This is a genomic window from Micromonospora sp. LOL_015 (genome assembly GCF_048060275.1).
Classification (GTDB): Bacteria; Actinomycetota; Actinomycetes; order Mycobacteriales; family Micromonosporaceae; genus Micromonospora_E.
On record NZ_JBHMIO010000005.1, the window covers coordinates 208,283 to 222,585 of the forward strand.

The 14,303-nt window shown below is 70.0% G+C and carries 11 protein-coding genes; 5 read left to right on the forward strand and 6 right to left on the reverse strand.

Features of this window, described 5'->3' with window-relative positions:
• Positions 1–50: 50 nt before the first annotated feature.
• The gene (locus ACFHWU_RS07790; RefSeq protein ID WP_416556594.1) at positions 51–797 is read right to left on the reverse strand and encodes an ATP-binding protein; all 747 of its coding nucleotides are present in this window, start codon (positions 795–797) and stop codon (positions 51–53) included.
• Positions 794–1,159: an STAS domain-containing protein gene (locus ACFHWU_RS07795; protein ID WP_416556593.1), complete on the reverse strand. Its 366-nt coding sequence runs from the start codon at positions 1,157–1,159 to the stop codon at positions 794–796. Before ACFHWU_RS07795 ends, ACFHWU_RS07790 begins: the two co-directional genes overlap by 4 nt.
• Positions 1,160–1,420: 261 nt before the next feature.
• Here ACFHWU_RS07795 and ACFHWU_RS07800 point away from each other — a divergent pair, with 261 nt between their 5' ends.
• The gene (locus ACFHWU_RS07800; RefSeq protein WP_416590182.1) at positions 1,421–1,861 is read left to right on the forward strand and encodes a DoxX family protein; all 441 of its coding nucleotides are present in this window, start codon (positions 1,421–1,423) and stop codon (positions 1,859–1,861) included.
• Positions 1,862–1,988: 127 nt separating this feature from the next.
• Here the strand turns inward: ACFHWU_RS07800 and ACFHWU_RS07805 are convergent, their stop codons facing one another.
• Positions 1,989–6,380 (reverse strand): ExeM/NucH family extracellular endonuclease, encoded by a 4,392-nt coding sequence (locus tag ACFHWU_RS07805; protein WP_416590183.1) that lies wholly within the window; start codon positions 6,378–6,380, stop codon positions 1,989–1,991.
• Positions 6,381–6,716: 336 nt separating this feature from the next.
• Between ACFHWU_RS07805 and ACFHWU_RS07810 the strand changes: the two genes are divergently transcribed.
• The gene (locus ACFHWU_RS07810) at positions 6,717–8,672 is read left to right on the forward strand and encodes a PhoX family protein (protein ID WP_416590184.1); all 1,956 of its coding nucleotides are present in this window, start codon (positions 6,717–6,719) and stop codon (positions 8,670–8,672) included.
• A 182-nt stretch (positions 8,673–8,854) separates the two neighbouring features.
• On the opposite strand, the gene ACFHWU_RS07815 is transcribed toward ACFHWU_RS07810, so the two are convergent.
• Positions 8,855–9,682, reverse strand: coding sequence for a helix-turn-helix domain-containing protein (locus ACFHWU_RS07815; protein WP_416556617.1), 828 nt, complete (start codon positions 9,680–9,682; stop codon positions 8,855–8,857).
• Between the two features lie 249 nt (positions 9,683–9,931).
• Positions 9,932–10,171: a DUF397 domain-containing protein gene (locus ACFHWU_RS07820; protein WP_416556589.1), complete on the reverse strand. Its 240-nt coding sequence runs from the start codon at positions 10,169–10,171 to the stop codon at positions 9,932–9,934.
• Positions 10,172–10,503: 332 nt separating this feature from the next.
• On the opposite strand from ACFHWU_RS07820, the gene ACFHWU_RS07825 reads away from it, so the two are divergent.
• The 3 genes from ACFHWU_RS07825 (at position 10,504) to ACFHWU_RS07835 (ending at position 13,317) form a co-directional block, all read left to right on the forward strand.
• Positions 10,504–10,764: a hypothetical protein gene (locus ACFHWU_RS07825; RefSeq protein WP_416556588.1), complete on the forward strand. Its 261-nt coding sequence runs from the start codon at positions 10,504–10,506 to the stop codon at positions 10,762–10,764.
• 235 nt (positions 10,765–10,999) lie between these two features.
• Positions 11,000–12,145, forward strand: a complete 1,146-nt coding sequence (locus ACFHWU_RS07830) for a hypothetical protein (protein WP_416569257.1) — start codon at positions 11,000–11,002, stop codon at positions 12,143–12,145.
• Positions 12,145–13,317 carry a 4-hydroxybenzoate 3-monooxygenase gene (locus ACFHWU_RS07835; RefSeq protein WP_416556586.1) on the forward strand — a complete coding sequence of 391 codons (1,173 nt, stop codon included), beginning with the start codon at positions 12,145–12,147 and terminating at the stop codon, positions 13,315–13,317. Before ACFHWU_RS07830 ends, ACFHWU_RS07835 begins: the two co-directional genes overlap by 1 nt.
• On the opposite strand, the gene ACFHWU_RS07840 is transcribed toward ACFHWU_RS07835, so the two are convergent.
• A complete protein-coding gene (locus ACFHWU_RS07840; RefSeq protein WP_416590185.1) occupies positions 13,299–14,255 on the reverse strand; it encodes a 50S ribosomal protein L11 methyltransferase in 957 nt (318 codons plus the stop codon). The genes ACFHWU_RS07835 and ACFHWU_RS07840 overlap by 19 nt on opposite strands.
• Positions 14,256–14,303: the final 48 nt, after the last annotated feature.

Below are 14,303 nucleotides of genomic sequence, written 5' to 3' on the forward strand. Positions count from 1 at the left end.
CCCGGCCCGACTAACACCGGACCGGCCGACACCGGTCGGGCAACGGCCGGTCAGTCAGGCAGCCGCAGTGCCGCCCAGACCGTCTTGCCGTCGGCGAATCCGGCGTACCCCCAGTCGCTGGCGAGCGCCTCGATGATGGCCAGCCCTCGACCACGGCCGGGTGCCGGACCGGGCCGGGGCCCGGTGGCCGGTCGGGGCAGCTCGGCAGCGCGGTCGCGGACGCTGATCCGGATCGCTCCGGCCTGCCGGGTGGTAGTGACGTCCAACTCGGTGCCGGCATGTTCGACCGCATTGCTGACCAGCTCGGAACCGATCACCATCGCATCGTCGAGCAGAGCGGTCAGGTGCCACGAGCGGCAGGCACCGCCGATCAGTCGGCGGGCCTGTCCCGGTGAGTGCGGGTGCGGAGGCAGGTATTCGTGCCACCGGTACGCGGACCTTGGTGCTGATTCGACCAGTTTGGTGGCATCGATCACGCTGTCCTGCACACTCACCAGGTCGCCCATGCTGTGCCGGGCGAGCCGGCCGGTGGGTGAGTCGGGCCGGGCACACAGGTGCACCACCGGACGGTGGCTGGCGTCGCCGCCCTGCACGATGGCGAAGACCCGCAGCCCGATCGGGCTGGCCACGGTCACCTCGTCCAGCTCGACGAGCAGCGCCAACGGCTCCTCCAGCAGGCAGCGGCGCAGCACCGGGGCGAGCCGGACCAGTTCGGTGTCGGTCAACGCGCCGGTCAGCCGGATCCGGGTGACACCGCTGGCGAGGTCACGCGCCACCAGCCAGGTGAGGGTGTTCACCCGTGGTCCCCGTTGTCCGGTCTACCACCGTAGACGGTTCCGGTGTGGTCCTGCGGCACGATGCCAAGCAGTGGCGCGACTCCGGTCACCCGCAGCACCCGGGCGACGATCGGCTGCGGGTTGCGGACTATCAGGATCTGACCCTGACCGGCGGCCGCGTGATGCGCGTCGACCAGTTCCTTGACCGCACTTGAATCGATCAGTGTGACGGCGTCCAGGTCGACGATGATCCAGGTCGCCTGCCTCCGGTCGACCACCTGCACGGCAGCACTGAGCTCTCCGGTTGCGGTCATATCCAGCTCGCCGGAGGCTTCGATGACGCAGTGCCCGGCTTCGGGTGACGACACCCGGATCTCGTGCATGCTGGTCTCCGTCTGGCGGGTCGCGACTCCGACCTGCGGTGGCGCCCGTAGGCCCGCGCGGCGGAGTTGGGCTGCTCGAAGCGCCCAGCCTACGCGACGCCACCCGCCCGCTGCGGACAGACCGGGAGACCACCGATTCGGGTTAGCGGACCACCTAGTCGATCATCACACTGGGTGAGAGATCGTTGACTGAGATTAATTTCTGTCGATATGATCCGGGCGCCGTGGGACCAGTGTTCCCAGATTCACGAGGAGTCCCCCATGCCCGTATTCACCCGCCTGCCGGAGATCGTCCCCACGCTGTTCCGCGTGGTGGTCGGTCTGCTGTTCGCGCTACGCGGTACCGCCTCGATCTTCGGGATCTTCGGCGGCTTCCGGGGCACCGGTGAGGCACTGGAGATCGGCGTCTGGCCCGGGTGGTGGGCCGCGCTGATCCAGCTCGTCGGCGGTCTGTTGGTCCTCACCGGACTCGGCACCCGGGTGGCCGCCGTCATCTGTTCCGGATCGATGGCGTACGCCTACTTCGTGGTCCATCAGCCGGACGCACTTCTCCCGCAGAACAACGGCGGCGAACTCGCCGCGCTGTTCTGCTGGGCGTTTCTGCTGGTGGCCGCGCTGGGGCCAGGCCGGTACTCGCTCGACGCCATGTTGAGTCGGCGCCGTACGGCCGCCACGCCGGCACCGGAGCTCGCGACGGTCTGACCCCGCGGCAGCAGCCGGACCCGGCAAGGCCGGTACCGCCCGGCGGACCAGTCAAGGTCCGCCGGGCCGTACCGTTTCTCAGGGCCACTTCTCAGCACTGCTTCTCAGTGCTGTCGAACCGGGCGGCTCACAGCCGGGCGCACTGCCCGGACACCGGGCCCTGCACCGTGTTCACTCGGTCCTCGTCAACCGGCATCGGGCTGTTGCCCTGACAGTGCAGCGGGCCGCGGATCGTGTTCCCCGCGACCACCACCGGCAGCTCGTCGTGCTTGTTGTTGACCAGCCGGACCGGACCGGAGATGTCAGCGCCGTCCAGCCGCAGACCGCCGTCACCACCAGTCACCTCCAGCGGACCCCGGATGGTCACCCCGGTCAACGCCACCGCCCCGGTCACGCGCAGCAGGGCCAGCGGCCCGGAGACGCTCGTGCCGGTGAAGCTGACCGCCGCCGGACGGTTCGCGGTGAGCGGACCGTTGATCGCACCGTCAGTGGCGAGCAGCGTCGCACCCGGGCGGACCGTGACCGGGCCGTTGACCGTCGCCGACTCCAGGCAGTAGGTCATCCCCGCCTTGACGATCAGCCCGCTGTCGTGCTTGCCGGTGACCGTCACGTCGCAGGTCGGTCCGGGCTGGCCGATCGCCGACCGCGTCTTGGTGTCCGCGGTGACCGGCGAGTTCTCGGCGAAGTACGCGACCAGCATGGTCAGGTCGTTGTCCCCGGTGGTCGAGGTATCCGTGCCGTCGGCCAGGGTGGTGAAGTTGTCGCCACCCGCCGCCAGGAACGAGTTGACCGTGACCCGGTAGGTCCCGGTCGGCGACACCGGCTGACCGTTGAGGGTCATCGAGGTGATCCGCTCGCCCTGCGGCAACGTCGGGTCGTACGTATAGAAGAAGCCCTCCGACACGCCGAGCCACAGCAGCGGACGCGACGCCCCGGCCGGCTGCCACTGCTCCTCCAGCACCCGCTTGACCTGGGCGCCGGTGTAGGTCCGGGTGACCATGTCGTTGGCGAACGGCTGGGTCGAGAACGCCTCCGCGAAGGTGACCACGCCGTCCTCGCCGGACAACAGGTCGGCCCGCAGCCCGCCCGGGTTCATGAAGGCGATCTGCGCACCACCCCGACCCGGCTCCCGGGTCCCGGCGAGCTGCACGTCGGCGATGAAGTTGCCGAGCACCGACTCCTTGCCCCGGTCCTCGTTGCCGTTGGTGTACGCCCGGGTGATGTCGGCGGTGATCGAGCCCAGCGGCCGCTGGCCGAGCACCTCGGCGTTGGCCTTCGCCGCCGCCACGATGTCGGCGACCTCCTGGTTGACCGGCGCGCCGACCACGTCGACTATCTCGACGGTGTCCGTCTCGACCGTCCCCGCCTCGACGTCCACCTGCAGCACGATCCGGCCGAGCTTCTTTCCGTAGTCCTCGGCCTGCAGCACCGGCCGGGTCTCGTCCGTGCCGGGCACCGGCACCTCGAAGGCGTACGGCTGGTGGGTGTGCCCGCTGAAGATGACGTCGACCTCCGGAACCGTCCGGGTGAACGGACCGAACACCGGGTCGCTCATCAGCGCCTCGGGCGAGTCGATGTTCTCCGTGGCCGCGCCCTCGTGGGTGAGCAGCACCACCACGTCCGCCTCGCCGTTGCTCTCGTCGCCGTCCTTGAGCGCGGTGGCGACCAGGTCGGCCTCGGGTGCCGGCGGGCGGAAGGTGAGCCCGGCGATACCGTCCGGGCTGACCATCACTGCGGTCTGCTCGGTGACCACACCGATGTAGCCGACCCGGATCCCGCCGATTTCCTGCACGTGGTAAGCCGGCAGCGCCCGCTCGTCGTCGCGGTACACGTTGGCGCCGAGCTGCGGGAAGTCCGAACGCGGGATCACCCGGTCGGTCAGGTCCGCCATGCCCTTGTCGAACTCGTGGTTGCCGACCGCCGTCACGTCGAGACCGGCGGCGCTGAACGCGTCGAGGGTCGGGTTGTCGTCGTCGATCGCCGAAACGAACGTCGACGCGCCGATGTTGTCACCGGCCGAGACGAACACCGTGTTCGGGTTGGTCGCCCGGTACTGGTCGACCAGCCCGGCCACCTGGGCCACGCCGCCGACCGGCTGCCCGTCGACCGTACCGACGGATTCGAGCCGGCCGTGGAAGTCGTTGATCCCCAGCAGCTGCAGCTCGACCGGACCGCCGGCGCCGGTGTCCAGCCCGATGATGATCGGGTTGTGGTCGCTGGCCCGGAACGGACCCGGGTCGAAGAAGTTCGGGGAACCGTTGTACTGGAAGGCGTACGACTCGACCGCGTTGATCTGCCAGACGTCGGCCCCGGTGACCCGGGCGGCCAACGACGGCGAGGCCAGCGCGTGGTCCAGCGAACCCGACTCACCGGCGAACACGTAGGTGCTGCGTCCGGTGTCGTTCAGGTTGACGTAGTCGGCGTCGTAGAGGGCCCGCATCGGGTCCTCCTGGGTGTACGAGTTGAAGTCGCCCAGCAACAGTACGTCGTCGCTGCCGCTGTCGGTCACCAGCCCGTCGACGAAGTCGGCCAGCGCGGCGGCCTGCCGGGTCCGGTCACCGTTGTACGCGCCCTGCCCGTCACCGGTGTCGACGTTGTCGCCGGTCGGCGGCGTCGACGTGCTCTTGGACTTGAAGTGGTTCGCCACCACGGTGAAGGTCAGCTCGTCGGCGGTGAACGTCTGCGCGATCGGCTCCCGCGCGTTGAACCAGACGCTCTCGTCGTCGACCGACCGGGACGGCCCGACCGGGGTCACCGCAGCCGGCTTGAAGATGATCGCGTTGCTGATGAAGTCCTGCTGGGCGGCGCCCGGCAGGTCCGCCGGGGAGCGGACGTAGTCCCAGGTCCCGGCACCGTCGGCGGCGTTCAGCGCGCCGACCAGCCGGACGAGTGCCTTCTCCGGCTCGCCCGGCGCGAACCGCACCGAGTTCTCGATCTCCTGCAGGCCGACCACGTGCGCGTCCAGCGCGGTGATCGCCGCAACGATCTTCGCCTCCTGTTTGGCCAGCGCGGCCTCGTCGGCCGCACCACGCGCATCGCCACCGAAGTGGACGAAATAGTTCAGCACGTTGAAGCTGGCCACCCGGATGTCGCCACCGACCGGAGCCGGGGCGGCGGTACGCGGGTTCGTCACCTTGAACGTGGTCCGCTCGGTGGCCGGGGTGTCCGCGTCGACCGGCAGGGTCGGCTGCAGCCGCCACTCGTCGAAGCCGTACGACAGCACGCTCGGCCCGAACGCCTCGACCGAGTCACCGACCCGCAGCGGCTGGTCCGGCGAAACGTACGGCGGGGCGATGCCGGCGTCGGCCAGGTTGGTGGTGCGGCCGTCGTCAACCAGGATCCGGTTGAGCCGGTTGTCGGCGGCGATCCGCTCGGCCTGGGCGCTGCCCGGCTGCGCCACGTCGGTGGGGATGACCGCCGGGGTGTCACCGGCGGTCAGCACGACCTCGCCGTACCGGTTGGTGTTGTAGACCTCGGCGACGGCGAAGTCACCGACCGGGGCCACCAGCATCGACTCGACGGACTCCCGGTCGCCGGCGGCCAGTGGCAGGGTCAGCGCGACCGGGGTGGGCAACGGATTGTCCCGGTCACAGATCTGCACGTCGGTCCGCGCGCCGATGCTCACCTGGGTCAGTCCGAAGTACTCACCGGCGTGGCCGGTGACCCGCACCCGGTCACCGATCGCGACCCCCGGGTGGTTGGCCGGGTTGCTGGTCAGGTAGACGAAGATCCCGTCGCTGGCGGTGCCGGCGGCAGCCGTACGGGACCCGCCGGTGCCGGCGGTCTGCAGGTAGACGCCGTTGTAACCGCCGACGCGGTGGTCGGCGACGACGATGCCCTCGACGGTCACCTCGGTGCCGGCCAGCGGCGTGCTGTCACCGGTGCCCTGCACCTCGGCGATGCTGTTCGTCACCGTGACGTCGCAGCCCAGCTCGGGGTCCGGGTCCGGGTCCGGGTCCGGGTCGCCGGTCCCGTTACGGACGCCGAAGGTGTTCGCCACCGGCTGCCGCCAGTCGCCGTCGACCTTCTGCAACGAGTGCCCGGCCGGGGTGTCGGAGGCTTCCGCGACACCGATGTCGACACTGGCCGTGCCGTCGGCGGGGCCGCCGGCCGCGGTCAGGGTGCCTTCGTAGCTGAGAAACTCGACCACGGAGCCGGCCGGGTCGACCAGGGCCACCCCGTCCGGGGACCCGTTCTGGACGCCGTTGGCGGGGTACTCGGCGACGACCACGCCGGCCGCGGTGACGGTGCCCGCGAGGGTACGGGTGTCGTAGACGGTGCCGTTGCTTCCATTGTAGAGGACGATCTGCCAGCCGGTCAGGTCGAACTCGGCCGGGGCTTCGATCTCGATCGCCTCGCCGGTGTCGGTGCCGGCGTTGTCGTAGTGGATCTCGCTGATGAACGGGTCACCGGCGGCCGGTGCGGCCATGGCAGCGGCACTGCCGGGCACGCTCAGCGCGCCGGCCCCTACGACCGCGGTGATGATCTTCCAGGTGGCTATGCGTCTGTGCTGGCGCATGTAGGCGTTCCTCCGGTCAGAGGGTGAGTTCAGTAAATCTAGGAGACGCGGGTTTCGAAGCACAGACGGGTCGGTGGTGACCTGCTAAACATTCGGGTCCCGTTACCCCTTCGTGACAAGGGACGGTCCGGCGACACCCAGATCAGGACATCGATCGTTCATCTCGACGTCGCCGGCAGGTCGCACACGCGTTCGCGGACGGTCCCGGTCCGCTGCATACCGTCCCGGTGCCAGCGACGCCGTCCCGCCCGGACCGCCGCTGGCAGAACCGGTCCGCGCGCCGCGCACGATGCGGCACCGGACCGGGCGGCCCGCTTCCGACCGAGCGAGGATCACATGTCAATCGACCATGACAGCCAAACCCACACCGACCCGGACGACATCAGCTCGAACCCGTCCGGCAACCGTCCGTTCCGTGCGGTGCTCGCCGCCCGCGCCGGCCGCCGCGACATCGTCCGCAGCGGTACGGTGATCGCCGCCGCGGCCTTCCTCGGCGCAGCCGGCGGTGCCCTCGGCACCGACGCGCCGGCCAGCGCCGGCGGCCGCGGGCACGGCAAGGGCAAGCCCGGCCGGCGTGGTCTGCTCGGCTTCGACCCGGTGCTGCCGAACACCGACGACGCCATCACCGTCCCGCCGGGCTACACCGCCGACGTGCTCATCCCGTGGGGCACCCCGCTGCGCAGCCGGGGACCGGCCTGGCGCAAGGACGCCACCAACACCGCCGCCGAACAGGCCGAGCAGGTGGGCAGCCACCACGACGGCATGCACTTCTTCCCGCTGGGTCGCGGCCCGCTGGGCAGCCGCCGAGGCCTGCTGGTGCTCAACCACGAGTACGTCGACCGGACCCTGCTCTACCCCGACGGCGACGCGGAGATGACCCGGGAGAAGGTCGACAAGGCACTCGCCGGCCACGGGGTCAGCGTCGTGGAGGTGGAACTGTCGCGGGGCAGGTGGCGCAACGTCGACTCGCGGTTCAACCGTCGGGTCACCGGCACCACCCCGGTCGTCTTCTCCGGCCCGGTGTCCGGCCGGCACCCGGCGCTGCGCTCGAACAACCCACCGATGGGTACGTTGAACAACTGCTCGCACGGAGTCACCCCGTGGGGCACCTACGTGGCCTGTGAGGAAAACTGGAACGGGTACTTCGGCACCGAGGACCCGCAGTGGTCACCGACGCCGGAGCAGGCCCGGTACGGCGTGAACGCCGCCGGATTCGGCTACCGCTGGCACTTGGCCGACCCGCGCTTCGACGTGGCGCGCAACCCCAACGAGCTGAACCGCTTCGGGTGGCTGGTGGAGATCGACCCGATGGATCCACGCTCCACCCCGGTGAAGCGGACCGCCCTCGGCCGGTTCAAGCACGAAGGCGCCACCTTCTGGGAGTCGCGCGGTCGGGTCGTCGTCTACAGCGGCGACGACCAGGACGGTGACTACCTCTACAAGTTCGTCGGTGACGGCCGGTGGCGGATGCAGCGGGCGCTGGGCCGCAGCCCGCTGGACCACGGCACGCTCTACGTCGCCCGGTTCGACGACGACGGCAAGGGCGTCTGGCTGCCACTGAAGCACGGCAAGGGACCACTGACCAGGGCGAACGGCTGGCACGACCAGGCCGATGTGCTGCTGCGTACCCGGGAGGCGGCCGACGCGGTCGGCGCCACCCCGCTGGACCGTCCGGAGTGGGTGGCGGTCAACCCGAAGAACAACGACGTCTACCTGACCCTGACCAACGGCACCGGCTCGCCCGGTGCGGTCAACCCGCGTACCCCGAACCCGTACGGGCACATCGTCCGCTGGCGCGAGCGCGGCCGCGACAACACCGCGACCAGCTTCGAGTGGGACGTGTTCATACTGGCCGGTGACCCGGCGTACGACCCGCAGGTGCAGCTCGACGAGACGAACATCTTCGGCTCGCCGGACGGGATCTGGTTCGACGGTGACGGACGGCTGTGGATTCAGACCGACGTGTCGAATTCGACGCAGAACCGGGCGGACCGGGGCCACGACAACATTGGCAACAACGCGATGCTGGCCGCCGACCCGCGTACCGGTGAGATCCGGCGGTTTCTGGTCGGCCCGCGCGGCGCGGAGATCACCGGTGTGGTCACCACCCCCGACCAGCGGACCATGTTCATCAACGTGCAGCATCCGGGCGAGTCCACGACGTACTGGGGCAGCCCGACGCCGGAGGACCCGCGGGCGGTGAGCAACTGGCCCGACTTCGACCCGGCCGGCCGGCCCCGGTCGGCGACCGTGGTCATCCGCAAGGCCGATGGCGGCGTCATCGGCACCTGACCGCTCCGGTCCACCTCTGCTCAACATCCGAGCCCGACGTGCGGGCTCCGGGAGCCGCGGCCGATCTCGCCGACCGGCGACCCGGCCGCCAGCCGGTTGCCGGCGGGTCCGGTCCCGGTTGCGGGCGTGACACCTGCGGTCACGCCCGCTACACCGGGTCCGTCGGCGCAGGTTGTCTCGGCTCAGTCCAGGTCGCGCAGGATCTGGTGGAGCAGGTCCTGGGTACGGGCGGGCGGGTCGGCCTCGACGCAGAGCCGCTCCATCGCGGCGGCGTAGTGGTCGACGTCCTCCCGCTTGTCCAGGTAGATCGCGCTGGTCAGCTGCTCGATGTAGATGATGTCGGGCAGGTCCTGGTCGGCGAAGCGCAGGATGGTGAAGGCTCCGCCGGCGGCGGCGTGCCCGCCGGCATCGAACGGCACGACCTGCAGCCGTACGTTCGGTAGCTTGGTCGCCTCGACCAGAGCGTTGATCTGGTCGCGCAGCACGGCGGGGCCGCCGATCGGCCGTCGCAGCACCGCCTCGTCGATCACTGCCCACAGGTTCGGTGGCTGTGGCCGATGAAGCAGTTCCTGGCGCTCCATCCGCAGCTCGACCCGGCGTTCCACTTCGTCGGCCGGGGCCCGACCGTGTCCGAGTAGGACCACCGCTCGGGCGTAGTCGCGGGTCTGCAGCAGGCCGGGTACGAACTGGACCTCGTAGCTGCGGATCATCTTCGCGGCCGCCTCCAGCCCCAGGTAGGACTGGAACCAACTGGGCAGGATGTCGCCGTACCGGTGCCACCAGCCGGGCGTGTTCGCCTGCCGGGCGAGCCCGAGCAGCGCTGTGCGTTCCCGTGAGTCGGTCACCCCGTAGAGGGTGAGCAGGTCGGTGACGTCGCGTTCCTTGAAGCCGACCCGGCCGAGTTCCATCCGGCTGATCTTCGATTCGGAGGCGCGGATGTGCCAGCCGGCCGCCTCCCGGCTCACTCCCTGGCTCTCCCGGAGCCGCCGCAGCTGCGCGCCGAGCAGCATCCGCAGCACGGTCGGCCCGGTCGCCGATCCGCCATCTGGCTGGGCCGTCATCGTCACCCACCGACCTCCGGACACCGTCGCGTCGTATGGCAGCTACTCTTGGCGAGTAAGCATGCCATGACCCGAGGGTGATCCCTAAGGCCCCGTCGATACCGGTCCGATCAGTGGCCACCGCCGTGCGGTGCGGACGGTCGTCACCAGCAGAGTCCGGACGGGCCCCCACGGCGCAGGCCCCCGGCCGGATCGATGCTAGCGAATCAGGTCGTCGAAGTCACCGTCTCGGGCGCCGAGGATGAACGCCTCGATCTCCGCACGGGTGTAGATCAGCGCTGGACCGTCCGGGTAGCGGGAGTTACGCAGAGCGATCCCGCCACCACCGGGCAGCCGGGCAAGCTCGACGCAGTTCCCGCTGGGGTTGCTGCGGCCACTCTTGCGCCAGGCGAGGGTCGGCAGGTCGGTACTTGGAACGTCACTATCCGGCTTATGCATACATACAATCCAAATCGGACATTGTCGCAACAGACGTAGGACTCCAGGGTCGGCCGCGCCTCGTCACGGAAGGGTCAAATGCACGTGCATCCGCTCTTGCGCCTGCAAGGTATTGCGAGCATGATAGCGCACGTGAACTTGTATCCGGCGGTTTACCCATTGTGATGAGTAATCGGACATTCGACGACATCACCCCCGATAAGGCTAGGGGTGGCGTAGACAACGACGCACGCAGAGTCACCGCTTTGCGGGCCGGTCAGCTGCCTCCGGCGTCATCCGACGGCAGCAGCCACGAGACACACCGCGCGCAGCGAGACAGGAGGGCGATGAGCATGCCGGCTCCCATCCTCAACCCCAACCAACGCGATCCCCGGGACGTCTACCCGACCGACCGGTACCAGCCGTCCGACCCGGTCTGGGTTTACCGCGGCGGCACCTGGTGCGCCGGGATCGTCGAGACCGCCTCAGCCAGCGCGGCGACCGTCACCTACCGCCCCACCGGCTCGCGCGGCACCGGGGTGGACACCATCACCGCGCCGTACGTGCTGCCGCGGGCCGAGACCGACCCGATGCTGGACCGAGTACACCGTTGACGGTCGCCCTCCAACCGGAGGGCACCGTCGGTCGCCCGACTCAATATCGCGCCGCTGACGTGCACAAAGTCACTACTCAGTAGGCGAAAAACTACACAGGGATTGACAGCCATCACAGCAGCCGCGAGAATTTGCGAGCATTGTGGATCACCGGCGGCGCGGTAAATTGGCCACTCCGCCGGCACGGTATTGCGACACCGTACCCATGCCCGGAAGCCACCAGAAGGGCTGCCCTGTGTCTGATGGTGCACTGTGCCTACCCTATCCGGAGCTGCTGCCGGCCAACCGGCACCGACTCCGTGCTGCGATCGCCGACGGCCCCCACACCTCGGCCCCGGAGCCGCTCGACGGCGCGACGTCGGGCGTCCGGGCCGACCCGGTCACCGTCGACTACCAGCAAGTCGACTATCAGGAACATGACCGCTACTTCCAGATTCGCCGTACGCACCAAGCACCGGAATCAGCGTTTCTCCACGCCTTGGCAATAACGCATCTGGCAGTTCGGAACAACGTCGACGCGAATGGGCTTTCGCAGCTCAGCAACGGCTATGTCGCCCAGCTGTGGCTCGGGCTGGAAAGCCTGTACCGGTACGCTGGCCACGACGTCGACAACCAGCCGATCGGCGTTCTCGACCAGTCCGTCCAACGCCCGCCGCACCCACAGTCGAACGGGACGGACCCGGGTGACTCCGACGCCGCCGCCGACCGGTGGCTGATCGGTCACCAGTTCTTCTTCACCCTGATGCAGGGGGCGATCACCGGGCTGAACTGCTTCCTCGGTGCCAGCGCCGACGGCGACGAGGCCGAGGCGCGAGCCGCGCTGCGGGTCGCCACGGCGTTCATGTGCAGCTCGGCGGCCGCTTTCCGGTTCACCTCGGACTTCTCGCCGGTCGACTACGAGCGACTGATCCGTCCGGCGATGGCACCCCCAGCGGTGCAGGCCGGCTTCAGCGGACTGCAGACCCGCGACCACGCCCACCTCATGGCGCTGTTCGCCGAGGTCCGCGCGATGCGATCCAAGATCGGCCCGGCCCGGTTGGGTAGCGCCTTCGACGAATTCGTCGAAGCGACCGTCGAGGCGTACGAGGCGCACCAACTGATCTGCGCCCGGTTCGGCGGCGACGTGCTGCCCAGCCTCCGGATGGCCGCCCGGTCGGCAGGGCGCAGCACGTCGCCAGGGGTGCAGGTGGTACGGCAGATGATGCGGGCCCGGCTGTTCGCGCTCCACGGCAGCCACCGGGACCGAACCGACAGGGGCGGGACACCCGGTGGGCCCGAAGGCGGCGGGACGCCGGACACCGGCCTGGGTGGCTACGGAGACGAAACGCCGGGCGCGGACGCCGGTGGGCAGGTCGACCAGCCGGCCGGCGGTGACCGGTGATGAACGAGCGTACCCAAGTCGGCGTCATCGGTGCCGGGCCGGCCGGGATGCTGCTGGCGGTGCTGCTACGCCGGGCCGGGGTGGACTGTGTGGTGCTGGAGCGTCGGGACCGCGAGTACGTCGCCAACCGCGCCCGGGGCGCCACCGTAGAGCACCGGGTGGTCGACCTGCTCCGCCGGCACGGCCTGGCTGGCAACCTGTTGCGGACCGGCGCGGTCGAGGACGCGGTGGAGTTCCGGCTCGGCGGGCGGCGCTACCCGATCCGCTATGAACCGCTGGCCAACGGCCGCAGCCACTACATTTACCCGCAGCAGTTCCTGGTCCGCGATCTGGTCGACGCCTACCTCGCCGACGGCGGTGACCTGCGGTTCGAGACTGCGGCGGGGGCGATCGACGACCTGGCCGGGCAGCCCCGCATCCGGCTCGCCGACGGCCGTGAGCTGCGCTGCGACGTGGTGGCCGGCTGCGACGGCGAGTACGGCGTCGCCCGGCGGGCGGTCCCCGCCGGGGCGCTGCGCTGCGCCGACTACCAGTACGACTACGCCTGGTTGTCGGTGCTCGCCGAAGCCCCGCCGTCCAGTGACTGCGTGATCAACGCTTTGCATGAGTCGGGGGCCTGCGTACACGTCCGCCGGACGCCGACGGTGAGCCGGTTCTACCTGCAGTGCGGTCGGGACGAGACCCGGGCGGACTGGCCGGACGAGCGGATCTGGAAGGAAATCCGGATCCGACTGGCGCTGGACGAGCCGTGGACGCTGCACACCGGGCCGGTCACCGACACCGGCACCGTCCGGATGCGCGGCCTGGTCTGTGACCCGATGCGGTACGGGTCGCTGTTCCTCGCCGGCGACGCCGCGCACATCGTGCCGCCAGTCGGCGGCAAGGGCTTCAACCTGGCCCTGGCCGACGCGGAAGAGCTGGCGCTGGGGCTGATCGAGCGGTTCACCGCCGGGGACCACCGCCGGTCGGACGCCTACTCGCAGCACCGGCTGGCCCGCATCTGGCGGGCCCAGGAGTTCGTGCACTGGATGATGGACCTGGTGAACACCCCCGGATACGGCACGGCCGACGCGGCCTTCCTGCACCAGGTACAGGCGGCGCGGCTGACCCGGCTGGTCGACTCACCGGCCTACCTGGCCGCGTTCTTGGAGGACTACGTCGGGTGGTGGTGACTGAGGACGTTCGTCGCCCGCCACGTCGCACCGGTGCCGAAGACCAGTTCCTGCCCGGGGTCGACGTGGCGCGGGCCGCCCAGCGGGCTGTACGACTCACTGGTCCACAGCGGCGCCCCGGCGTACCGCAGCTGCTGGGTCCAGATCACCCCGGTCAGCCGCCCGGCGGCGGTCGTGGTGAGCCGCACCTGGTCGGGAAACCCGTCGAACGGCGACGCCTGGTAGTCCACCGTCACCCAGTCCTCGGCGGCGGTGAGCAGCCGCACGTCGTTTCGCGGGAAGCGCAGCGCGCCGGACCGGGTCGGCGACCGCCAGGCCGGGGCGACCCCTTTGGCCGGCCGGGCGGAACGCGTCGCGACCCCGTCGCGGACCGCGTCCACCAGCGGTTGGAAGTCCCAGCCGTACGCCCCCTGCAGCGTCTCGGCAACCTGTGCCAGGTCGGCCAGCTCGGTCGGCAGGTCCCAGTCCAGCCGGTCGCAGCCGGTGGCCAGGTAGCGCACCTCGCCCGGCAGCACCCGGCAGTCGGCCGTGCCGAACCGGCGACGCAGCTCGACGACCAGCCGGGAGCGCTCCTCGTCCAGCAACGGGTTGTTGGTGTGGATCATGCCGAGCAGTACGTCGAACCGACCGCCGAGATCCTCCGGGTCGAGATCGGCGAGGTCGGATTCGACGAAGGTGATCCGGTCGGCGGCCCCGTTGTGCCGAGCGATCCGCTCGGCCATGCCGACATGGTGCCGATCCACCGCGACCACCTCGGCGGCGCCCGCGTCGGCGGCGACCAGCGCCAGCAGCCCGCTGCCAGTGCCAGCGTCGAGCACCCGGTCACCGGTCCGCACCGCGCTGCGGACCGCGCGCTGCACGTTGTGCCCGCGGTCGATGCTCAGTAGCAGTCGCAGGTGCAGCTCCGGCGTGAACGGGATGTCCGTCGGCCCAGCCATCGATGAACTCCCTCTCGCGAAACCGGATCAATCACGATAAATTATCCA